The organism is Clostridium sp. YIM B02551 (assembly GCF_022324735.1).
Lineage (GTDB): Bacteria > Bacillota > Clostridia > Clostridiales > Clostridiaceae > Clostridium_T > Clostridium_T paridis.
This window is the reverse complement of sequence record NZ_JAKGTF010000002.1, coordinates 58,113-81,929: the sequence shown is the minus strand read 5'-3', so window position 1 is coordinate 81,929 and position 23,817 is coordinate 58,113. Positions and strand designations below refer to the sequence as shown.

23 protein-coding genes are annotated in these 23,817 nt (G+C 30.1%); 20 read left to right on the top strand and 3 right to left on the bottom strand.

The genetic code is table 11. The annotated features are described in order from the left end of the window. The first annotated feature begins 197 nt into the window (after window positions 1–197). Window positions 198–1,151, top strand: a complete 954-nt coding sequence (locus L1S47_RS03095) for a helix-turn-helix transcriptional regulator (RefSeq protein ID WP_238882056.1) — start codon at window positions 198–200, stop codon at window positions 1,149–1,151. A gap of 63 nt (window positions 1,152–1,214) precedes the next feature. On the opposite strand, the gene L1S47_RS03090 is transcribed toward L1S47_RS03095, so the two are convergent. From L1S47_RS03090 to modA, 3 genes are read right to left on the bottom strand one after another with little or no spacing between them, the layout of a single operon-like run. Beyond that, window positions 1,215–2,282 carry a sulfate/molybdate ABC transporter ATP-binding protein gene (locus L1S47_RS03090; RefSeq protein ID WP_238882055.1) on the bottom strand — a complete coding sequence of 356 codons (1,068 nt, stop codon included), beginning with the start codon at window positions 2,280–2,282 and terminating at the stop codon, window positions 1,215–1,217. Next, complete coding sequence (modB, locus tag L1S47_RS03085) at window positions 2,279–2,968, bottom strand: molybdate ABC transporter permease subunit (protein ID WP_238882054.1); 690 nt, start codon at window positions 2,966–2,968, stop codon at window positions 2,279–2,281. Before modB ends, L1S47_RS03090 begins: the two co-directional genes overlap by 4 nt. Window positions 2,969–2,991: 23 nt before the next feature. Then, window positions 2,992–3,795 carry a molybdate ABC transporter substrate-binding protein gene (modA, locus tag L1S47_RS03080; protein ID WP_238882053.1) on the bottom strand — a complete coding sequence of 268 codons (804 nt, stop codon included), beginning with the start codon at window positions 3,793–3,795 and terminating at the stop codon, window positions 2,992–2,994. Window positions 3,796–4,168: 373 nt separating this feature from the next. On the opposite strand from modA, the gene L1S47_RS03075 reads away from it, so the two are divergent. From L1S47_RS03075 to L1S47_RS02985, 19 genes are all read left to right on the top strand, one after another. Then, entirely contained in the window at window positions 4,169–5,206 is a 1,038-nt protein-coding gene (locus L1S47_RS03075) for a S66 peptidase family protein (RefSeq protein ID WP_238882246.1), read from the top strand. A 22-nt stretch (window positions 5,207–5,228) separates the two neighbouring features. Further along, on the top strand, window positions 5,229–5,528 hold the full coding sequence (locus tag L1S47_RS03070) for a hypothetical protein (protein WP_238882052.1): 300 nt from the start codon (window positions 5,229–5,231) through the stop codon (window positions 5,526–5,528). A 159-nt stretch (window positions 5,529–5,687) separates the two neighbouring features. Beyond that, the gene (locus L1S47_RS03065; protein ID WP_238882051.1) at window positions 5,688–6,104 is read left to right on the top strand and encodes a YjdF family protein; all 417 of its coding nucleotides are present in this window, start codon (window positions 5,688–5,690) and stop codon (window positions 6,102–6,104) included. Window positions 6,105–6,286: 182 nt separating this feature from the next. Beyond that, the gene (locus L1S47_RS03060) at window positions 6,287–6,901 is read left to right on the top strand and encodes a TetR/AcrR family transcriptional regulator (protein ID WP_238882050.1); all 615 of its coding nucleotides are present in this window, start codon (window positions 6,287–6,289) and stop codon (window positions 6,899–6,901) included. Window positions 6,902–6,915: 14 nt separating this feature from the next. Further along, window positions 6,916–7,395, top strand: a complete 480-nt coding sequence (locus L1S47_RS03055; protein WP_238882049.1) for a flavodoxin domain-containing protein — start codon at window positions 6,916–6,918, stop codon at window positions 7,393–7,395. Window positions 7,396–7,416: 21 nt separating this feature from the next. Continuing rightward, window positions 7,417–7,803: an FMN-binding protein gene (locus tag L1S47_RS03050; RefSeq protein WP_238882048.1), complete on the top strand. Its 387-nt coding sequence runs from the start codon at window positions 7,417–7,419 to the stop codon at window positions 7,801–7,803. Between the two features lie 124 nt (window positions 7,804–7,927). After that, window positions 7,928–8,800 carry a 50S ribosomal protein L11 methyltransferase gene (locus tag L1S47_RS03045; protein WP_238882047.1) on the top strand — a complete coding sequence of 291 codons (873 nt, stop codon included), beginning with the start codon at window positions 7,928–7,930 and terminating at the stop codon, window positions 8,798–8,800. 18 nt (window positions 8,801–8,818) lie between these two features. Beyond that, a complete protein-coding gene (locus tag L1S47_RS03040) occupies window positions 8,819–9,583 on the top strand; it encodes an EFR1 family ferrodoxin (protein WP_238882046.1) in 765 nt (254 codons plus the stop codon). Between the two features lie 27 nt (window positions 9,584–9,610). Next, window positions 9,611–10,999 carry an aldehyde dehydrogenase gene (locus L1S47_RS03035; protein WP_238882045.1) on the top strand — a complete coding sequence of 463 codons (1,389 nt, stop codon included), beginning with the start codon at window positions 9,611–9,613 and terminating at the stop codon, window positions 10,997–10,999. 132 nt (window positions 11,000–11,131) lie between these two features. Continuing rightward, window positions 11,132–11,761: a class I SAM-dependent methyltransferase gene (locus tag L1S47_RS03030; protein ID WP_238882044.1), complete on the top strand. Its 630-nt coding sequence runs from the start codon at window positions 11,132–11,134 to the stop codon at window positions 11,759–11,761. A gap of 359 nt (window positions 11,762–12,120) precedes the next feature. Then, window positions 12,121–13,557 (top strand): glycoside hydrolase family 1 protein, encoded by a 1,437-nt coding sequence (locus tag L1S47_RS03025; RefSeq protein WP_238882043.1) that lies wholly within the window; start codon window positions 12,121–12,123, stop codon window positions 13,555–13,557. Between the two features lie 210 nt (window positions 13,558–13,767). Then, the gene (locus L1S47_RS03020) at window positions 13,768–14,787 is read left to right on the top strand and encodes an AI-2E family transporter (protein ID WP_238882042.1); all 1,020 of its coding nucleotides are present in this window, start codon (window positions 13,768–13,770) and stop codon (window positions 14,785–14,787) included. Between the two features lie 146 nt (window positions 14,788–14,933). Continuing rightward, window positions 14,934–15,104: a hypothetical protein gene (locus L1S47_RS03015; protein ID WP_238882041.1), complete on the top strand. Its 171-nt coding sequence runs from the start codon at window positions 14,934–14,936 to the stop codon at window positions 15,102–15,104. Window positions 15,105–15,133: 29 nt separating this feature from the next. Further along, the gene (locus tag L1S47_RS03010; RefSeq protein WP_238882040.1) at window positions 15,134–15,763 is read left to right on the top strand and encodes a hypothetical protein; all 630 of its coding nucleotides are present in this window, start codon (window positions 15,134–15,136) and stop codon (window positions 15,761–15,763) included. Between the two features lie 14 nt (window positions 15,764–15,777). Beyond that, the gene (locus tag L1S47_RS03005) at window positions 15,778–16,140 is read left to right on the top strand and encodes a hypothetical protein (RefSeq protein WP_202769563.1); all 363 of its coding nucleotides are present in this window, start codon (window positions 15,778–15,780) and stop codon (window positions 16,138–16,140) included. A gap of 20 nt (window positions 16,141–16,160) precedes the next feature. Next, window positions 16,161–18,590, top strand: a complete 2,430-nt coding sequence (locus L1S47_RS03000) for a glutathionylspermidine synthase family protein (protein ID WP_238882039.1) — start codon at window positions 16,161–16,163, stop codon at window positions 18,588–18,590. A 44-nt stretch (window positions 18,591–18,634) separates the two neighbouring features. Next, window positions 18,635–19,240 carry a hypothetical protein gene (locus L1S47_RS02995; RefSeq protein ID WP_238882038.1) on the top strand — a complete coding sequence of 202 codons (606 nt, stop codon included), beginning with the start codon at window positions 18,635–18,637 and terminating at the stop codon, window positions 19,238–19,240. 191 nt (window positions 19,241–19,431) lie between these two features. Continuing rightward, on the top strand, window positions 19,432–21,207 hold the full coding sequence (locus tag L1S47_RS02990; protein WP_238882037.1) for a methyl-accepting chemotaxis protein: 1,776 nt from the start codon (window positions 19,432–19,434) through the stop codon (window positions 21,205–21,207). A gap of 129 nt (window positions 21,208–21,336) precedes the next feature. Continuing rightward, the gene (locus L1S47_RS02985; RefSeq protein WP_238882036.1) at window positions 21,337–23,796 is read left to right on the top strand and encodes a heavy metal translocating P-type ATPase; all 2,460 of its coding nucleotides are present in this window, start codon (window positions 21,337–21,339) and stop codon (window positions 23,794–23,796) included. Window positions 23,797–23,817 lie beyond the last annotated feature (21 nt).

The following is a 23,817-nucleotide window of genomic DNA, read 5'->3' as shown; positions in this document are numbered from 1 at the left end:
ACGTAAATGTTATCAAAATTAGAAAAGTGAAAAATAATTGGCAATTTATTGTGAAATAATTACCAATTCGGCTAATTTTTTAAATTATTATTTTTATATAAGTACACTTTAGTGCAAGAATTATCAGGAATGGTTTTTAATGATATAATAGTGATATATTACTACTAGTGAAAAAATAAATTATTCTGGAGGAAAATATGGCTAATAGCACTGCATTAACACCAATAGAAGTAGCAGAACTTCTTAAAATATCTAAAAACACAGTCTATGAACTAATTAAGCGTGGAGAACTTAATTCATACCGGGTTGGTAAGAAGGTTAGAGTTGATTTAGATGATGTTGAAGAATATAAAAATAGAACAAAAAGTAATAAAATTAAAAATGAAGATTCTATAGAAAATTCACAAATTAGCAATCCTCTTTATTATAACGAACAACCGACCAACCAAGGGTTTGTAATATGTGGTCAAGATATAATATTGGATATTTTATCTAGATACCTTCAGAATCATCCTAATGGAACATTGGCACTAAGATCCTATATAGGAAGTTACGATGGACTATATTCTCTTTATCATGGAAAGGTACATATTGCTACAGCACATCTTTGGGATGGTGAAACAGGACAATATAACATACCTTATGTTAAGAGATTACTTCCTGGAACTCCAGCAGTGATTATAAATTTAGCAACTAGATTACAAGGGTTTTATGTTAAAAATGGAAATCCAAAGAATATTAAGAGTTTTGAAGATCTTAAAAGAGACGATATAACATTTGTTAATAGGGAAAAAGGTAGCGGAACAAGGATATTATTAGACGAATATCTAAAAAAATTAAAAATAGATTCTAGTAATTTAAAAGGATATAATAGAGAATGTTTTTCTCATTTGCTAGTAGCTAGTGCCGTAGTTAGAGGGAGTGCAGATGTTGGATTAGGAAATGAAAAGAATGGATTACAGGTTAGTGGAATTGATTTTATTCCACTGCACAAAGAAAGATATGAGATGGTAATAAAGAAAGAAGATTTAAATAAACCTCACTATAGAGCAGTAATAGAAATAATTAATTCGGAAGAGTTTAAAAGAGAACTCGAGGGAATTGGTGGATATGATTTATCAGAATTAGGTAAAGTTGTTGCAGAAACTTAAAATGATAAGTTTTACAGAATATAAAAAATATTAAATCCCAGATGTTTAATGCATTCTGGGATTTTAATCTTCTCTTATAAATATTAAAAAATCTTCGTTTAAGGATATTCTCCATGGCAAAGGTGTATCCTTAATTAAATTCCATTCTTCTGTAGATATGTCCCACTGAAGATTATAATCATCAGGAGAAGTGGGTTCTTTGTGTAGCTTAAGATAAACCATTCTTCTGAAAGGTGTTTCACAAGTATATGAAGGCCAAACATTAAAGCTATTAATGGAATTTTCTTTGGCTAAAGTTATATAATGAGCTCGTATACCTATATGTGTAATAGCTGGTAGTATTTCTTTATTTAATTTAATAGTACATTTCCAGTCGGTTAGTTCTATAGTATTTGTGGAAATAACTTTAGCTTTAGATAAATTCTTACAACCAGTTATTTTTGCAGCTGCAATAGAAGAAGGATTTTTAAATATTTCATTTTTATCTCCATTTGAAACATTACGTCCTTTTGAAATTATAACTAAGTTTTCACATAAAGCAAAGGCTTCTTCTAGGTTGTGAGTCACAAACAAAGTTGATCCACTATAATTTGATAGAGTTTCAGTCATGTGTTTTATCATTATGCTTCTTAAATGATTATCTAAAGCAGAAAAAGGCTCATCTAAAAGCAAAGCTTCAGGTTCAACAGCAAGAGCTCTTGCTAATGCAACCCTTTGTTGTTGTCCACCAGATAATTGATGAGGATAATTAGTTCTCAAGTTGCTAATTCTCATCAAATTTAAGTTCTCATTTGTAATTTCTCTTTTTTGAGTTTTTGAATAACCTTTCATAGCATAAGCAATATTTTCTTCTACAGTCATATGAGGGAAAAGAGCATAATTTTGAAAAAGAAAACCTATTTTCCTCTTTTGAATCGGAACATTAATTCCTTTTTCAGAATCAAATAGTATCTTGTTATTTAAAATTATCTTACCACTATCAGGCTTTATTAAACCTGCAATACATTTTAAGGTAATACTTTTACCACAACCGGACTCACCTAGTATACCTAGCGTATGCTTGGTAGAATCAAAATTTACATTAAGATCAAACCCAGGTAAGGATTTTTTTATATCTACGAAAAGACTCATCTATTTATCCCTCCTTTAATTGAAAGATTATTTCCATTTCTAGTAAAGTAATTACTTAAAAGTATTACTATAAGTGAGAGGGTAAATATTAGTAATACCCAAAGCAGTGCTTTGTCCATTTCTCCACCTTCCATAGCGAAAAAAATTGCTATAGGAATGGTTTGAGTTTTACCAGGAATATTACCAGCAATCATAAGAGTTGCACCAAATTCACCTAATGATCTTGTGAACGCAAGAATTGTACCAGCAGCAATTCCGGGCCAAGCTAAAGGGATTGTTATAGTCCAAAATATCCTAAGCTCTGATACACCAAGAGTTCTTGCGGCATTTAGTAAGTTTTCATCTATTTGAGCAAAGGCACCTTTAGATGTTCTATACATTAACGGAAAGGCAACAACGGAAGCAGCGATAACAGTTGCTGGCCAAGAGAAAATTACATTTATCCCTATTGAATAAAGAAGCTTACCTATAGGGCTATTTCTACCGAATATAACAAGTAGAAAGAAGCCTAATACGGTAGGAGGCAGTACCATTGGTAAAATGAAAATAGTATCTATAATACTATGAAATCTACCTTTTTTTATAGTTAAAAACCAAGCCGCTATTATTCCGAGGAAGAAGGTAATAGTTGTAGCAAAAAAGGCAGTTTTCATTGATATCCATAAAGGTGTTAAATCCATTTCCATAGGTAGTACCTCCTTGATTATTTTTATTTTGGCATAAAAGTAAATCCGTATTTTTCAAAAACAACTTTCGATTTGTCGCTGGATAGATATTTTAAAAATTCATTAGCAGCATCAGCATTTTTACTATCTTTTAAAACAGCAGCAGGGTATAAAACCGGGCTATAGGAATCTGATGGTGCTTCGCAGATTATTTTTACTTTTGAAGATGTTTTTGCATCAGTTTCGTAAACAACACCTGCATCCGCATTTGCGCTTTCAGTCCAAGTTAATACTTCTTTAACATCTTTTCCATAAACAGCTTTGTTTTTAACGTTATCTAATATGCTAAGTTTAGTGAAAACTTGTTCAGCATACTGACCTGCAGGTACACTTTTTGCTTCTCCTAGAGCAATTTTTTTCACAGAATCATTTGCAATATCATTAAAAGAAGTAAGACTTAATGAACTTTCATTAGGTACGATTAAAACAACCTTATTACCAAGTAGATTTATACGAGAATCATCTTGAATTAAACTTTTATCTTTTAATGAATCCATTTGCTTCGGAGCAGCAGATATAAATATATCGGCTTCAGCCCCTTGCTCTATTTGTTGTTCAAGAGTACCAGATGCTCCAAAATTATAAGTTAATTTAACATTTGGTTTATCTTTAGTATATAAAGTCTTAATTTCCTCCATTGAATCCTTTAAGCTTGCAGCTGCTGATATGGTAAGTGTTATTTGTTTATTATCAGCAGAAACATCTTTAGCTTTTTGAGAACAACCAGTAGCTGAAATAATAAATATAGTAGTTAAAATAGATATTATTATTTTTTTTGTGAACCTCATAAATAGACCCCCCTTTTTGTAAATATAATGACATGAAGTGACAAAACGTGATTAAAACATACGAAAATGAAATGTTTTATAATGTTTTATAACGTTTTGTACTGTTTTGTTATATTATAAAAGCATTAGATGCAAAAATCAATATTTTAAAAATAAAAGAAAATTTATACAAAAAGTAAAAATAAAATGTTTTTTAATTGATATATAATTAATTTAAAAGTGAGTTTGATGATAAATTGTTAAATATTATGTAAAGTTTCTTAAGTTTATATGATTATGGGGGATTTCAAGTTTATTGTGTTGATAGCATGTGGAGGAGTATGATACAATGATTGAAATATTTAACAAAAAAGATGGATTGGAGGGAATTGATATGTCGTTAATTAAACCAACTGCTTTAAAGCCAGGAGATAAGATTGCAACCATAAGTCTTTCTTGGGGAGGAGCAGGAGATAGCGATATTATTTGGAGATACAACATTGGTAAGAAGAGACTAGAAGAAGAGTTTGGTTTACAAGTTGTAGAAATGCCAAACACCTTAAAGGGAACTGAATTTATTTATAACAATCCTGAAAAGCGAGCTGAGGATTTAATGATGGCATTTAAGGATGAGTCTATTAAAGGGATTTTCTCATGTATAGGTGGGAATGAAAGTATCAGAATCCTACCATATATAGATTTTGATGTAATCAGGAATAATCCTAAAGTATTTATTGGGTATTCAGACACGACAATAACACATATGATATGCTATAAAGCTGGATTATCTTCGTTCTATGGACCTTCTATCTTATGTGAGTTTGCAGAGAATGTTGCAATGCATGATTATACAAAACTTTGGATTAATAAAGTTTTGTTTAATAATGGAGTAATAGGGAGTATTTCAGCTTCTGAAGTTTGGACAAGCGAATTAGTGCCTTGGGAAGAGAAAAATAAGAATATTTCTAGAAAATTAGAAAAGAATCAGGGTTATGAATTATTACAAGGTAAGGGGAAGGTTCAAGGAAGATTAATTGGTGGCTGTATTGAAGTTCTAGAAATGATGAAAGGTACTGAATTATGGCCAAGTATAGATGAATTTGAAAATGGAATCTTATTTTTTGAGACTTCTGAAGATAAACCAGATCCAGCACTTGTTGAATGTTGGATAAGAAGTTATGGTACACTTGGAATTCTAAATAAAATCAATGGAATAATTTTCGCGAAGCCTTATGATAATTGCTATTATGATGAATATAAAGAAGCTATATTAACTGTTGTAAGAAATGAACTAAAGTTTAAAGAACTACCTATTTTGTATAATGTGAATTTTGGGCATACTTCACCTATGTGTATTTTACCTTATGGTGCATTAGCAGAAATAAATTGTGAGGATGTTTCTTTTAGTATATTAGAATCTGGAGTCATATAAATTTATAAAAGGGGGAGTTATTGTGAATTCAAGTAAAGAGGATTTAGAAAAATCTATAAAAGAAATAGAAGAATATAACAGAAACGTTAATAGCCCTTCATATTGGACCTCAGGGAAACAAACACTGCTAGTTAAAAATTTTAGTAAATCAAAAGTGGGATTAATTGTTGTTGGAAGTCTGGGAATTTTGTTTTCAATATTTATATTAATCTCAATAGGTTTAAGTGGAAGCATAGATGCTTCAAATGTATTTAGTCTAATACCTATCCTTACTTTTTCAGTTTTATTTTTAGTAAAAGGAGTAAAAATATCTAAGAAGTAGAGTATTTAATTCTAGTATTTTTCTGATATAATTTGTTTTAAGAGATAAAAACACGATTCGGTTGGTAGTCCGGATGCATAGATAATAACTTTGTAAGTAACCTGCCCTCCTGGGGTTGTCCGTTCTCTGTAGTTATATACAATTCAGGAGGAAACAAAAATGAATACGGAAATTAAACTTACGGTCTATTTTCAGGAACCTTTTTGGGTTGGAGTCTTTGAAAAATCTGAAGGAGATAAGCTGTCTGTAGCTAGAGTTGTGTTTGGCTCAGAACCAAAGGATTATGAAGTATATGAATATATACTTAGAAATTATAAGGCTTTGAAATTTAGTATTTCTCTTCAGATTGAAAAAGAAATAGTTAGAGCAATAAATCCTAAAAGACTTCAAAGAAAGCTAAAGAAAGAAATACAAGTTGAGGGTATAGGGACCAAAGCTCAAGAAGTTATGAAGCTTCAGTATGAAACTCAAAAGGAAGAAAGACGACATAGAAGAAAAGAATATCGTAAGGAAATTGAAGAGAAAAAATTCATAAAAAAACAAGAAAAGAAAAAACAAAAGAAAAAAGGACACTAGTACAATTAAATATTTATGAATTATTAAAGAGTATCTCAAATTATTTTTGGGATACTCTTTTTTATATTGTGAGAATTTATCATAAATCTTCTTATTTGGTTATTTACAATGGCAAAAAGTAGGAGTAAAATAAAATTAAACAGTGTTCAATAAAAATACACTGTTCAAAAATGGAGGGTAATATGAGTATATCTGAGAGAAGAGAAAATGAAAAAGAAACTATAAAAAATAAAATAATAGATGCGGCAAAAGAAATATTAGTTGAAGAAGGATTTGAAAAATTATCAATAAGAAAGATAGCAAATAAAATAGAATATTCTCCAGGAATTATTTATCATTACTTTAAAGATAAAGGAGAAATTATCTCTGTAATGGTTGGAGAAGGGTATAAGAGAATATTAGAGACCATAAGTAAAGTGCCTTTAGATAGAGAAAATCCAGAAAAGACATTAGAGGAAGGCTTAAGGCTTTATATAGATTTGATGCTTAAATCACCAGAAGAATTCAAGATTATTTTAATGAGCAATATTGAAGAAGTTAAAGATAAGGTAAATATTTTAGAGAGAGGAATCTCAAAAGAAAGAAAAAGCCTTCAAGGATTATGCAATCTAGTAAACTTAGGAATGGAAACAGGAAATTTTAAACCTATGGATGTTGAACTTACTGCCCAAATATTATGGACAGCAACTCATGGATTAATTTCAAGACTTATTTTAGAAGAAAATATTTCAAAAGAACAAAAAGAAAGGCTTATTAATCATCACTTTGAAATACTTATTAATGGAATAAAGATTTAAAAGGAGTGTAAATTATGAAAACATTAATTGCCTATGCTACCAAACATGGATTTACAGAAAAATGTGTCGGGATACTAGAACAATCCCTAGAAGGAGAGGTTCAGAAGTTAGACCTAACTAAAGAAGCTGAAACTGATTTATCAAAATACGATAAGATAATTATTGGCGGATCAGTTTATATGGGACAAATACTAAAGGAAGTAAAAACCTTCTGCACTAAAAATCTTGATATCCTTAAAGATAAGAGAGTTGCACTTTTTATTTGTGGTATGAGAGATGGAGCAGAAGCAGAGCAAGAAATAAATATGGCTTACCCAAAGGAACTTTTAGACACTTCAATAACTAAGGGATTCTTTGGTGGAGAATTTATTTTTAGTAAGTTAAATCTTCTAGAGAGATTTATTGTAAAGAAGGTTACAAAAAGTGATAAAGATAGCTCAACTTTATCAAAAGAAAATATAGATAAATTTGCGAAAAATATAAATAAAGCTTAATAAATAAAAGGGAGTATTATTATGAAAAAGGTTTTAAAAGTATTGCTGACTGTATTAGTTATCCTAATATTAGTTATAGCTGGTGGAATATTTTATATGACTAGAGGATTAAGCTCAGGGAAAGAAGTGAGTGTGAATAAAATAGATGTATCAAAATTAAGTGACGGAGTTTATCACGGACAGTATAAAGAAGGAAGATGGACTAATGAATTAGATGTAACTGTTAAAAATCATAAGATTACTGATATAAGTGTAACTAAGGATGTTAAGTTTAATCTTTCTGATGTAACAAAGAATATTACTAAGGAAGTTATAGATAAACAAAATACAGATGTTGATATTGTGACTGGTGCGACTGTAACAAGTAAAGCATATCTTAAATCTATAGAAAATGCGCTAAGTAAATAAGTTTAATAACAGGTACATGCCTAATTTTTATAAGCATGTAGCTGTTTTTTCTTTATTTTATGTAATTTATTTAGAAAAATAGTATAATTGAAATTAAAACAAAGAGATAACAAAGGAGAATTTTATGTTTGAAATATCATTTATAATAAATCATTCTAATATTGAGGATATTCTTGAAAAGTTAGAAGAGATAGGATTAAGTTCAACTTATTACGAAACTCCGTTCCAGGTTACAATTGATAACAATGGTTATGGATATTATGAAAAGGAAGATGAGGATGTTCTTTTAAAGGTATATCCTGACTGTGAAAGTGAAGATGAATGTTTAAAAGTTATAGATAAAATTAAGAATAGATTAAAGTTAGATGAAGATATTAATTTATCTGAAATAAATGAGGGAAATTGGCAAGAACCCTTCGAACCTGTAGATTTAAAAAATGGATGGGTTATAGGTGAGCCGTCCCTTACATTAGAAAACTATAAGAAAATAAATTTTGAGCCTCAGGGTTCCTTTGGCACAGGATTACATGAAACTACTCAAGATATGCTTAGATATATATTGGATTTAGATTTTAGTGATAAAAAAGTATTAGATCTAGGTGCTGGTTCAGGAATTCTTGGGATTGGAGCTGCACTAAAAAATGCGGCTAAAGTAGTTGCATTAGATATTAGAGATGTGACCATGGAGGTTATGCATAATGCAGCATTAAATAACCTAACTAACGTAGAAGTATTAATAAAAGATGTTACAAAGGAAAAATTAGAGGTAAAAGAGAAATATGATGTTGTTTTTATAAACATAGGAGGGGAAGAAACCCTAGCTTCAATGGAACTAATCAATTCTGTAATAGAGTCTAATGGTATATTATTAGTATCTGGATTAGTAGAATGGAGTTATGAGGATGTATTTAAACAAATAGAATTTCAAGGGTATTCTTTAGTTAAAAAGACAAAAAGTAATGAATGGGTAACTTTATTTCTTCAAAGATCAATATAATTAAGGGGAGTTTTTATAATGAGTAGCAAGATATTTTATTTTTCGTCAACAGGTAATTCTTTATATGTTTCAAAAGAGATAGGAAATAGTTTGGAGAATTGCGAGCTTATCTCAATTCCGAGAGCTTTAAAAGAAGGGAAACTTGAATATGAAGCTGATATGATAGGATTTGTATTTCCACTTCATAGTTTCTCACTACCAATTTTAGTTAGAGAATTTATATCTAAAATAGTTATTAAGAATAATCCATATATATTTGCAGTGCAGGTAACTGGAGGAGGGCATTCAGACAACTCCTTTGCAGAAATAAATGAATTTTTAAAAGCTGGAAATAGAATAAATAATCATGCCGAAGTAAAATACATTTCAAATTATACAAGAATGGGACTAAATCCAACAGAAGAAAGAACAATTAAAGCTATTGAAGCTAATAAAGAGCTATTAAGTAATTTTATAGTATCCTTAAAGAACAGAGAGATAAAGAATAAGGATTTTAAGAAGGGCTTTAGCAATTTAATGAATAAGGCCTGGAGAGAGTTATATAAAAATAAGGACAAAAGCTTTAATGTAAATGATAGTTGTATTAATTGTAGTATATGTGAAAGAATTTGCCCAACAGATAATATCAAAATGGTTAATGAAAGACCAACATGGAATGGTAAGTGTGTGGATTGCATGGCCTGTATAAATGCGTGTCCAAAGAAAGCAATTAATCTAGGGAAGTCAACAATAAATAAAAATAGATATAGAAATCCATATATAAAAATAGAAGAGTTAATTTAAATTAACATTTAGAGGGAGTTGGGGTTTATGAAGGAACTAAATAACGAGGAAGTATTAAAAATTATTGAAAAACATAAAAAATACTTTAGAACTGGTGAAACAAGAAATATAGATTTTAGATTAAGTAAATTAAATGAACTTAAAAAAGTTATTAAGGAAAATGAAAGTTTAATTCTAGAAGCATTAAAAAAGGATTTAAATAAATCAGAATTTGATGGTTATGCTTCAGAAATAGGATACTTATATGATAGTATTAAATATTTTACTAAGAACCTAAGGAAGTTAGCTAAAGTGAAGAAGGTTAAAACTCCATTAGTTCATTTTGGTTCAAAAAGCTATATATATTCAGAGCCTTATGGAGTAGTCTTAATTGTTGGCCCGTTTAATTATCCTTTTCAACTAATATTTGAACCTTTAATTGGGGCTATAGTTGCGGGAAATTGTGCAGTAATTAAGCCTTCAGAATTTACTCCAAATGTAGCCAAGGTAGTAGAGAAAGTTATAAAAGAAACCTTTGAAGAGGAGTATGTCAGCGTTGTGCAAGGAGCAAGAGAGACTACATCAGCCTTAATTAATGCACCTTTTGACTATATTTTCTTTACAGGAAGTGTTCCAGTTGGAAAAATAGTTATGGAGGCAGCTGCTAAGAACCTTGTGCCAGTAACTTTGGAATTAGGAGGAAAAAGTCCTTGTATAGTAGATAAAGAAGTAGATCTACATATAGCAGCTCAGAGAATTGTTTGGGGAAAGTTTATGAATGCAGGGCAGACTTGTGTAGCTCCGGATTATTTATTAGTCCATAAACAAATAAAAGCTAAGCTTATTGAAAAAATATTAGAGCAGATAGAATTATTTTATGGAATAGAGATAAAAACAAGTAATGACTTTGGTAGGATAGTTAATGAACGACAGTTTGATAGGCTTGTAGAGCTTATTGATGAAAAGAAAGTTGTGTTTGGAGGAAGAACACATAAAGATACTCTTTATATAGAACCAACTATTATGGATAATGTCACACTAGAGGATAAGGTAATGGAAGATGAAATCTTTGGACCTATACTACCTATATTAGAATATAACGATCTTGAAGAAGTAATAGATATGGTAAATTCTAAACCTAAGCCTCTAGCATTATACTTGTTTACTGAAAATAAAGAAGTAGAGAGTAAGGTTATTGAGAATGTTTCTTATGGTGGTGGGTGCATTAATGATACGATGACACATTTAGTTACGCCTTACCTGCCTTTTGGTGGTGTTGGTAATTCAGGTATGGGATCATACCATGGTGTCAAGAGTTTTGAGACTTTTTCACATAAAAAAAGTGTTCTAAAGAAAAGTACAAAGATAAATATGAAATTTATTTTTCCTCCATATACAAAGGAAAAAGTACGTTTATTAAGAAAAGTAATGAAGTAAATAAGGTAGGGAGTATTCGAAATGAATGCTCCCTACCTTTTTACATAATTGATATTTACTTTATAAAAACTATATAATAGTATAAAAATATAAAGCAAGTGATAATCAAAATCAACTAAGGAGGCGCGATAGATGAGTGAAATAGCGAAAAGATTGAATCAATGCAGAAAACCTACTGGTGACTTGGGGAAATTTGTAGTTGATGATATGAATCAAAATCATTATGAATTAACTGGCTGGGGATTAGATAGACTTTCGATAAAAGAAGAGGGTATTATTTTAGATATTGGCTGTGGAGGGGGAAGAACAGTTAATAGATTAGCTAGTTTATCTAAGAATGGAAAGGTGTTTGGAATTGATTATTCTATAGATTGTGTTAACTGGGCAAGAGAATTTAATAAAGAACTTATTGATGAAGGAAGAGTATATATATCTAACGCCAGTGTTGAAAAATTACCTTATGATGATGAAATGTTTGATATTATTACAGCAGTTGAGACCATATATTTCTGGCTAGACTTTTTAGCAAATATAAAGGAAGTTCTTAGAGTTTTAAAACCAACTGGTAAATTCCTGATTATAAATGAAGTGTATTCAAGTGAAAGGTTCAAGGAGCGGAATGATGAATCTTTAGCAACTGGAAAGATGAAAATATACTCTCCAGAAGAATTAAAAGATTTATTGATCAAGGCAGGATATAACAATATATCTATAGATGTAATAGAAGAAAGAAATTGGCTAAGGGCAGTGGCAGAAAAATAGTGAATTAAGGAGATGTAGTAAATAAATAGTATTACTACATCTTTTAAATTTATTTATAAGCACAAGAAATAAAACAAGAAAAACAAACTAATCTTCAGAAAGGTACCTATATTTTGTTGGTGTGGGATATATTTGAATTACATGTGAATAGTGTTAAAAAAGTCTTCCTTAAAAAATCTATATTGTTGATAATATACAAAATAATGTAAAAAAGCTAAGGTGATTTATTAATTATACTAAGTAAAACAATAATTTATATAGCAAAGAATTTAGTTATAAGTCACATCTAAAAAAACAAGTTTTTTAAAGTTAACACTTATAATGAAGAGGTGAAATATTTATACAAAGAGGTGAAATATATGTTCCATGAAAAGCTAGAAAAATTTCCTAAAGATTTTCTTTGGGGTTCAGCATCAGCAGCATATCAAGTAGAAGGTGCATGGGAAGAGGATGGAAAAGGTCTTTCAATATGGGATGAATATGTAAGGATTCCAGGAACAACATTTGAAGGTACTGATGGTAGTGTGGCAGTAGATCATTATCACAGATTTAAAGAAGATGTAAAATTAATGTCTGAGATGGGATTAAAGGCATACCGTTTCTCAATTGCTTGGGCACGTATTTATCCAGAAGGAAGAGGACAAGTAAATGAATTAGGTTTGAAATTTTATGATGACTTAATTAATGAATTGATAAAATACAACATAGAACCAGTAATTACAGCATATCATTGGGATTTACCTAAAGCACTTCAAGATTTATATGGAGGCTGGGAATCAAGAGAGGTAATAGATGACTTTAATAATTATTGTGTAACATTATTTAAAAGATACGGAGACAGAGTTAAGTATTGGGTTACACTAAATGAACAAAATGTGTTTATTGGATTAGGCTATAGTACAGCATTACACCCACCAGGTGTAAAGGATACAAAGAGAATGCTTCATGCCAATCATATAGCAAGTTTAGCTAATGCTAAAGCAATACAATCTTTTAGAGAAATCGTTAAGGATGGTAAAATAGGACCAAGCTTTGCTTATGGACCAGTATATCCATTAGATTGTTCTCCAGAGAATATATTAGCTTTTGAAAATGCATTAGAGCATAACAATCATTGGTGGATGGACGTTTATGCATGGGGAAAATATCCAAAGATTATGTTCAATGAATTAAAGAGAAGAGGGGTAGCTCCTGAAATTCAGCCTGGAGATTTAGAATTATTAAAGGCTGGAAAACCTGACTTTATGGGAGTAAATTATTATCAATCTGGAGTAGTTGCATCAAACCCACTAGATGGAGTTGGTGAAGGTAAGATGAATACTACAGGTAAAAAAGGTAGTTCAAGCGAAAGCGGAATACCAGGATTATTTAAGAATGTACAGAATCCATATCTTAAGACTACTGATTGGGATTGGACCATTGATCCAACAGGCTTAAGGGTTGCACTTAGAAGAATAACTAATAGATACGATCTGCCAGTTCTAATAACAGAGAATGGTTTGGGTGCATATGATACTTTAGAAGAAAATGATGTTGTAAAAGATGAATATAGAATAGATTATTTAAGAGCTCATGTTGAAGCTTGTAAAGAAGCTGTAACTGATGGAGTAGATCTAGTTGGTTACTGTACTTGGTCATTTACAGACTTACTAAGCTGGTTAAATGGATATCAAAAGAGATATGGGTTCGTATATGTAAACAGAGATGAGCATAGCGAAAAAGATTTAAGAAGAATAAAGAAAGATAGTTTCTATTGGTATAAGAAAGTTATAGAAACAAACGGAGAAGAATTCTAAAAATTAGCTAGGGACGGTTAACAACAATAGACATAATGTGCAAGCATTATTGTGAAAAGTTGTTAACCGTCCCTATTTTGATGATAAAAACACAATAAAATTCTTAACAATTACTTATTTTTTTATTTTAGTATAGTAATAGGAAGGTTAATTTGATAAATTAGTAATATAGAATAAAAATTTATCGAAAATGTGCAGGGAGAGGGTAATTTGAATTTTATTGAAAAGAATTTAACCAGTAACACATTTAAAAGAGTTATGGCGCTTTTGTTTTTAGGTTTAATATTATTTTTATTTAGAGACTTTATGTCTTTGATATTTTTAACGTTAATTGAAACTATAGTTGTTTTAGATATATCAAAGCTTATTCATAAAAAGTTAGGGTTCAAAAAGGTATTAAGTAAAAAGATTACGAATATTATTTCATTCTTTTTGGTGCTTTTGGGTATAGTTGGTTTCCTATTGTTTTTTATTCCAGACATAGTAAATCAAGTTAATATGATAATAACCCAGTTTAAGGATTTCGATTTTTCTACCCTTACATCTCTTTTGGAAAAATATAACATCAACATAGATCAAGAAACAATTATGAAAGGTGTTTCAAGTATCAATGGTCTCACATTTAAAACATTTAACTATGTTAAATCTACAGGTGTTAATATAGGACTATCCTTTTTATTAACATTTATGTACATACTTGAAGAAGATAAGCTTAGAAGATTCTTTACTAGATTTGAAAAAGGAAGAAGTAAATTTTTATATACCTACTATAAAAATCTAGCAAAGAAATTTATGAAGTCTTTTGTAGTTGTTATTGAGATGCAGTTAGTTATATCCTTTATAAACTCTGCATTATCATGTATAGTACTTAGTTTATTAGGATTCAACAATGTGTTTATTTTAGGCTTAATGATGTTTATGCTAGGATTAATACCAGTACTTGGAGTAATAATTTCATTTATTCCCCTTGGAATATGCGCATTCCAAGTTGGTGGAATTTCAAAAGTTATTTCAGTTTTGGTAATGATAATTGCGCTACACATGTTAGAAAGTTATATTTTGAATCCGAAGATTATGTCTACAGCTGTAAACTTACCTATATTTATTACATTTGCTGTTTTGATTTTATCAGAGCATTTTATAGGACCATGGGGAATGATAATAGGTATTCCTATATTTGTATTCTTAATTGAATTAGTAAGCGGAGAAGATAGTGAAATAAGTATTTAGAAAATGAGTTGGTATTTTCAGTGTTTTATAACTGAATACCAACTTTTTTATTTTATAAATTTGAGTATGTGAGCATTCTTTTATATTTCAATATATTTCAAATTATGGTATAATATATTCCATTATTAAGTGGAAGGGGAATAAAAATGAAGTGTTATATTTATTTAACAGCGGGCTCATATAACAATGAAAAACCTGAGGTTTCATTAGATGTATATTCTGTTAGAAGAGATGGAGATTATCTTATGATAGAGGATACAAATGGATACAATCATATAGTAAATATGATTGAAGTTTTTGCGGTTACTTATAAATAATTCCAAGTTTCTTAGAAAGGTAAAACACTATGGAAAAAGTTGATATGTATGCAGTTTATGAGAATTGGAAACGTGGATTAGATAGATTTAGATGGCAGTTAATTTCAACACCTTTTGCATCTTCAAAGGAGTTTGTAGAGGAGCTTGATTTATCTGAATCTATAATGAAAAAAAGTATGTCAAAGATTATTCCAGTATCAATTTTAGAATTAATAAAAGAACAAAAAGAAAATCAAGTTCTATTGATAGATTTAAAGGGTGAGGATAACTTAGATCTAGCATTAGAGTTAAATGTAAATTTTGGAATTATACCAGTTTTAGTATTTGCACATATATTCCATAAGAAGGCTATAGTTGGTTCTAAAGAATTGCTTATTAAGCTTATAAAATATTCTTATGAGATAAAAAATATAGAAAATAAATATGCATTATTACTTGATTACAATAGATTTAGTGATAAGGAATTTTCTAAAAGGGAGTATTTTAACAATCAATATAGATTAACGGAAGAAGAAATGCCGTATTCAGAAGATCTTAATCAGTGGGGAATTAATGAGGTGATTATTGTCTCAGAGAGTCCAATGAAGATTGACTTAAAAGAATATGTTGAGTATTTAGAAAATAATAATATTAAAGTAAAAGTAAATTTAATTAATTAAATAGAGGGGATAATATGGACAAGACATGGAAAAAGAAAGCTTTATCACTAGCTTTAATGACTACCGTTACAGTAGGGGCTCCTACCGTACTATTAGGGTGTGAGAGTACTCCAAAAGTTAATGAAGTAGCAACAGAGGATAATCAAGATGATGCTTATCATGGAACTGGACAAGAACCATTTATGTTCCCAGAAACAGACAAAAGTAAATCAGCTTTAAGAGAAGATGAGATAGTATCTCATTACACCTATGTAAACTATAGAAGTATCGGATGGACTGCTTGGCAAGGGGCAAAGGATAACACTAATATTACTTCTTCAGAGGAAGGTAAAAGTAAAGGCTATTCCTCATTTATAAGATCAAGTGCAGGTGCTTAGGATAAGGGAAGGATAGTTATATGTATAAGAATTATTGGGATAAACTCCTTTTTGAATATAAACTTATACATTCAAAAAGAATAAAGAACATATATTCAGATGTTCCATATTTTATGGAGAAAGAAATTTATGGCGAATTTATTAATACTGCCAAAATTATTAATAATATAGCAGTTAAAATACAAAATGGAATAAATTCAGAGTTTCAAGATTTTAAAAATTATATACCTCCCTTTAAATATATTAATGAAATATTATCATTAAGACGAGAAGGCATTCCAATATTCTGGAGCAGATTTGATGGCTTTATTAGGGAAGATAATAAGGAGAAGAAAGTATTTTATAGCGAACTAAATTATGATAAGCCTTGTGCTCAAAGAGAATGCATGGTAGCAGAGGAAACATTAAAGGGTTATGGAAATATAAATGAAGGGTTTTTAGAGAAATTTATAAATAATTTTTACAAGATAAAAGATAAATATTATAAAAACTCGAGGATTAAAGTGGCATTACTTGTGGACCCGACTCATTATGAGGAAACACATTTAGCCTTGCTTTTTATTGAGAAATTAAGAAATCAAGATATTGAACTAATATTAAGCTCAGCAGAAAACATATATGTAGATAATGCTGAAGTGTTTTGTTTTCAAGAAAAAATCGACATTATTTTAAGATTATATCCGACTGAATATTTATATGAAATCCCAGACTTCTTAGATATTTTAAAATTATTTGATCAAGGAAAGATATTGATTTTAAATGATCCTAGAGTAATTATTGCTCAATGCAAAAATCTTTATACATATCTTTGGGTTTTAGTTGAAAACAAGGATACAAGGCTTAATGATAGAGAAAGAAAGGCTGTAATAGACTCTTTGCCATATACAGAAATATTAACTGATAAAAATTTAACTGAAGCCTCAAAAAACAAAAATAAGTACGTAATTAAGCCTGTTTATGGAAGATATAGTGATGATGTGTTTATAGGAAAGCTATATAGCGATGAAGAATGGAAAGAGACTATTAATTATATTAAAACTTCTAAAATTGAAAAACCATATATTATACAAGAATTTATAAAGCAGAAGCAGGAAACAACATATTATTATGATGGAGAATTCAGAATTCCAAAGGATGGATACGGAAACTTTGGGATATATTTTTCTTTAGATGAAGTGATTGGTACATGCGTAAGATGGAATCCAGACTATCTTACAAATGATGAGTATACCTGGTTTACACCAATTGGAATTGAAGAAAAGAAGTTTAGTATAACTCCAGAATATTTTAAGTTTAAAGAAATAGATTCAAGAATAATAGTAGATGGAGAATTTTCAGGCTTAAATATATGGAATAAGGAATATATTAATACTTCCATTGGAGTGCTAGATGAAAGTAAATTAAACGAACTCAAATATGCTACAGAGGAACTTTCTAAAATATTTGTTAAAACAAGAGATTATATTAAGCAGAATATTGATGTTTTAAAAGATATATTAAGTATTGATGGGTTAGAAGAAGTAATTAAGAAAGATGAATGTGAAGAACTTACATTTCTAGGAAGAATGGACTGGGCTCTGGATATTTATAACAACTGGAAACTTCTAGAATTTAATGCAGAGACTCCAGCAGGGGTTGCAGAAGCAATTTTTGTTGAAGAGATATTGTTTGATGAAATAGAAAAAAGAACTTCAAATCTAGAAGGTGTAAGAAGAATAAATGAAAAATTGAAAGATATGATATTTCAAGAGGGAAAGAAAATAATTGACAGTTATAACTTAAATAATCCTACCATAGGGTTTATTTCTTTAACCTATTATGAAGATTGGGTAAATACAAATGCTATATATAAAATATTTAAAGAAAAATATAATTGTATTTATGGAAATATTGAAGACATAGAAGTAAGAACTGATGGTCTTTATATATATAATGAAAAGGTTGATGTTGTATTTAGATATTATCCACTTGACTGGATGAAGGATGAAGAAGATATTGAATATAGTAAGTTGTTAGAGATAACATCTGAAAAAGTATTTTTCTTAAATCCTGCAAATACAATAATAACTCAATCAAAAGCATTATTCCCAATTATATTTGAACTTATAAAAAATAAATTTTATACAAGTAGGGAAGAGGAGATTATTAGGAATTATATTCCCCATACAACCTTTGATATTGAAGAATTAGTGAGCAATGATTTTTTCATAAAGCCTTTGCTCGGAAGAGAAGGAACTAAAGTTGTTCCTAGCTATAAGCTTAGGGAAATTCCTGATGAAGATATTGTGTTTCAACAAAGTGTATTAATGAAGACTTGTGTAGACAAAAAATATGTTATATTTGGAACATATGTTACTGGATGTAGTTTTGCTGGCATTTATACTAGACTAGGTGAGGAAGTAACTACAAAAGAATGTTCTTACATTCCACTAACGACAAAGGTATTATAAGATATAAATTAAAACCCTATAATAAGGAGTAAAGAAGGGGTAGTATGAGAAAAAAAGTAAAAAGAATTGCAAAGCAAAGAAAACAAAACAGAAATAGTTCACACTCAACTTTTAATAGCTATAACAGAAATAGATTAGCAAATAGTAATAGCATTTATAGATCAAGGAGGCCTTCATCAAAAGAAATATTTGCTACCCTTGCCATGGTTTTAGGTGTGGCAGTGGTTATAGTGGGAATAATAGTATTTGTTTCACTTAAGCTTACTAAAAGTAAGCCTGATACAATTAGTATATTTAGTGGTAAGGCTTATTTATCATCTTTAAATATAAACTCTAGTTCAAAATACGAAGATGTGTTATATGAAACTGATAATCTTCACAGCTTTGATGGGGTAGTATTAGGTGAAAGTGAGTACAACGGAGAAAAAAGATTTAGATTTTGCGTAGATAAGAATGGTATTACTTCATATGATACTGAAATTACTGAAGCCCAAGGTCAATTACTTGAATCTCCAACATATAAAGGGGTAGGCAAAGTTGAGGTTTATAAAAGAACTTATACAAATTCAAATGGAGAAGCAAAAGATACCTTCTACTATAAAATATATTGTGATCAATCAGAAGTTAAACAAATTAGTTTAGATAGTTAAAATAGTTTAACAACAAAGACAAGCATGCTGTTTTTGTTGTTAATTTTTTTTGCTTAAAAGATATGAGGATTTTGTAGGAATATATAGAAATAAAGTAATATTTGTAAGGTATTGAATTTTGGTGTAAAGTGTTCGATAATTAGAGTATAGAAATAAGTGTGCATTATTTTTAAAGTAATGGAGGGGGAAAAATGAAGAAAATAAGTAGTAGAATAACAGCATTGACAGTAATCATAGTTCTTTGTACAGGATTATCTATTGGTGGATTTTCTGTATACGTTGTCAATTCTGTAAAAGATGGAATTTTAAAGCAACAGAAAGAGCAGATGCTAAGTAGTTATGATTTAACAATAAAAAATCAGGTTGAATCAGCAATTTCTGTTTTGGATGGTTTAAATAGTAAATATAAAAAGGGAGAAATTACATTAAGTGAAGCTCAAAAGCAAGGTGCAGATTTGCTTAGAAATATGAAATATGGAAAAGAAGGATATTTTTGGGCAGATACTTTAGATGGAACTAATGTAGTTCTTTTAGGTAAGGATACTGAAGGAAAGAACAGATTAGATTCCAAAGATACTAAAGGAAATTCTTACATGAAAGACATAATTGCTAATGGTCAAAAACCAGAAGGTGGTTATACAGAATATTATTTTCCTAAAGCAGGAGAAACTGAAAGTTTGCCAAAAAGAGCTTATAGTAAATATTATGAGCCTTTTGGATGGGTCATAGGGACAGGAAATTACATAGATACCATAGATAAAACTATAGCTGATCAAGAGAATGCTGCAAATAGTGAGGTATATAGTAAAATAACGATATTAGTTGGTATTGCACTAGGAGCAATTGTTTTAGCAATATTATTAGGATCATACATAGGAAAGAAAATATCTAAACCAATTTTAAGGATTACTGAATTGATAAACAAGACATCAGCATTGGATTTAAAATATGATTCTAGCTTTGAAGAGATTAAAAAATATAAAGATGAAATGGGAACTATAGCTAATGCAGTAGTAAATCTTAGAGCTGAGCTTAGAAATATTATTACAGAATTAGCTACATCATCAGAAAGTATTCTTGTAAATTCAGACATATCTTCAGATGGAGCTCAAGGACTAGCACAAAATACAGAGGCTATATCTGTAACTATGGATGAAATTGCAAAAGGTTCAGTTGAACAAGCTGAAAATTATCAAGAGATAGTAGCAGCTTTCCAAAGCTTTACTGAAAAAATAACTAACGTTACTAAGGGTTCAGAAGAACTTAAGAGAATATCTAGCAATACAATAGAAGCAAATAGTAAAGGAAAAGGAAGTTTAGAAGTTCTAATTAATAAGTTCCAGGAAAATAAAGCAGCGTTAAATGAAATTGGAGATAGTATAACTACTTTAAGAGAAAAATCAAATTCAATAGGAAACATTGTAGGTAAAATTGGAGAAATTGCAGAACAGACTAATCTGCTTGCACTAAATGCAGCAATTGAAGCAGCTAGAGCAGGAGAACAAGGAAAAGGCTTTGCAGTAGTTGCTGAAGAAGTTAGAAAACTTTCGGAAGAAGTAAATAACGAGACTAAGGAAATTACAACAGTTATTAAAGAAATTCAAGATAAGATTAATATATCTCAAACCACTATGAATAGAGGAAGAGAAATAATTGAGGATGTTAGTGAGGCAGTTAATGATACTACAGAGGTATTTAATTTAATTGATGATGCTACAAATAATTCTTTAGACAAGATAAATTTACTATATAGTAATGTAGTAGATGTAGATAGAGATAAAACAAATGTTATGGATTCAATCCAATCAATTTCAGCTATATCCGAAGAGTCTGCTGCTGGACTAGAAGAAGTTTCAGCGTCAATGGCCGAGCAAAATACAGTGGCAGAAAATACATTGATTTTAGCTGAACAGTTACAAGATATTTCTAAACAATTAGATGCTATTGTGAAAAAATTTAAGATTTAATATTAATTTGGTGGTGAAAGATTTATTTTAAAATTTATTTTAATAAAATCTTCATCACCACTTTACTTTTAAGCCCAAATATGATATTTTTACTTTAGACCCCCTGGGTAGGGGGGTAAGGAGGTAAATATGAAAGAAGAGATTTTCAAGATAGAAGGAATGACCTGTGCAGCATGTGTTAGAGCTGTAGAAAGAGCTACAAAAAAGCTTCAAGGTGTTGAAGAATCTTTTGTTAATCTTGCTACAGAAAAATTAAATATAAAATTTAATGAAGAAGAGGTTACCACAGAGGATATAATTGCAGTAGTGGATAAAGCTGGGTATAAGGCAATACATGAGGAGAAAGAGGAACAGCTTATAACTTCTAAAATTTTCAAAATAGAAGGAATGACTTGTGCAGCTTGCGTTAGAGCTGTAGAGAGAGCAGTAAATAAAGTTCAAGGCGTAAATAGTGGGTCAGTTAATTTAGCAACTGAGAAGTTAACTATAGAATATGATTCTAGCAAAGTAAGAAGCATGGATATAGTGGCAGCAGTTGAAAAGGCCGGCTATAAGGCTAAAGAGGAAGAGGAAACTCAAGAAGAAACAGAAGATGTTAAGTTAAAAGAATCAAAGGCTTTATGGAAAAGATTTATTGTTTCAGCAATATTTACAGTACCTTTACTAATAATTGCTATGGGACATATGTTAGGATTTATGCTTCCAGGAATTATTGATGCAGAAATGAATCCTATGACTTTTGCATTAGTTCAATTAATATTGGTAATACCGGTAGTAGTTGCAGGAAAGAAATTTTATAAGGTTGGATTTAAATCATTATTTTCAGGAAATCCTAATATGGATTCATTAATTGCAATAGGAAGTGGAGCAGCTATTTTATATGGATTATTTGCAATATATCAGATCTCAATTGGAAACCATGAGTATACAATGGACTTATATTTTGAGTCTGCAGCAACAATCCTTACACTTATAACATTAGGAAAATTCTTAGAGAGCAAAACAAAAGGAAGAACCTCAGAAGCTATAAAAAAGTTAATGGGATTAGCTCCAAAAACTGCAACAATAATAAAAGATGGGAAAGAACTAGTTATTCCTATAAAAGAAGTAATAGTTGGGGATATAATATTAGTTAAGCCAGGAGAAAAGCTTCCTGTGGATGGAGAAGTTATAGAAGGTAATACTTCAATAGATGAATCTATGCTTACAGGAGAAAGTATACCAGTTGAAAAAGTAGTAGGTTCTAAAGTAATAGGTGCTTCAATAAATAAAAATGGATCAATTAAATATAAGGCTACAAGAGTTGGAAAAGATACAGCACTAGCTCAAATAGTCAAGTTAGTTGAGGAAGCACAAGGGTCTAAAGCTCCAATAGCGAAACTTGCTGACATAATATCTGGATATTTTGTACCTGTAGTTATGACATTAGCAGTTTTATCAGCAGGAACATGGTTCCTTTTTGGAAAGGGAACAATATTCTCCTTAAGCATATTTATTTCAGTACTAGTAATAGCGTGTCCATGTGCATTAGGATTAGCAACACCTACAGCTATAATGGTTGGAACAGGAAAAGGGGCAGAAAATGGTGTGTTAATTAAAGGTGGAGAGGCATTAGAAACAACTCATAAGATTCAAACTATCGTATTTGATAAAACAGGAACTATTACAGAGGGTAAGCCTAAGGTAACAGATATAATTACAAAGAATTATGATGAAAGACAGTTGCTTTTATATGCTGCTAGTGCTGAAAAAGCCTCAGAGCATCCTTTAGGAGAGGCTATAGTAGAAAAAGCTAAGGAAGAAAACCTTGAGTTTGTTAAAGTAGATAACTTCAAAGCTATTTCTGGTAAAGGTATAGAAGCAGTTATAGAAGGTAAGAAGTATTATTTAGGTAATCTTAAATTAATGGTAGAACAAGAAATTAGTCTAGAGGACTTAAAAGAGGCTTCAGACAATTTATCAAAAGAAGGTAAAACACCTATGTATATAGCTGAAAATGGACTACTAGTTGGAATTATCGCAGTGGCGGATACAATTAAAGCTAGTTCTAAGAAAGCTATAGAAACACTTCATAGCATGGGAATTCAGGTTGCTATGCTAACTGGAGATAATAAGAATACAGCAGAAGCAATAGCCAGAGAAGTTGGCATAGATAAAGTAATTGCTGAAGTTTTACCAGAAAATAAAGCTGAAGAAGTAAGCAAACTTCAAAACGAAGGAAAGAAAGTTGCTATGGTTGGTGATGGAATAAATGATGCTCCAGCACTTGCAAAAGCAGATATTGGAATAGCTATTGGCTCAGGTACAGATGTTGCAATAGAATCTGCCGATATTGTATTAATGAGAAGTGACCTTATGGATGTACCAACTGCAATACAGTTAAGTAAGAAAACTATAAAGAATATAAAACAAAATCTATTTTGGGCTTTTGGGTATAATGTTTTAGGAATACCTGTTGCAATGGGAGTATGGTATGCATTAGGTGGTAAATTATTAAATCCAATGATTGCTGCATTAGCAATGAGTTTTAGTTCTGTATCAGTGCTTTTAAACGCTTTAAGACTTAAGGGATTTAAGCCAGTTAAATAAAGTTAATATGTTTTAAAATTT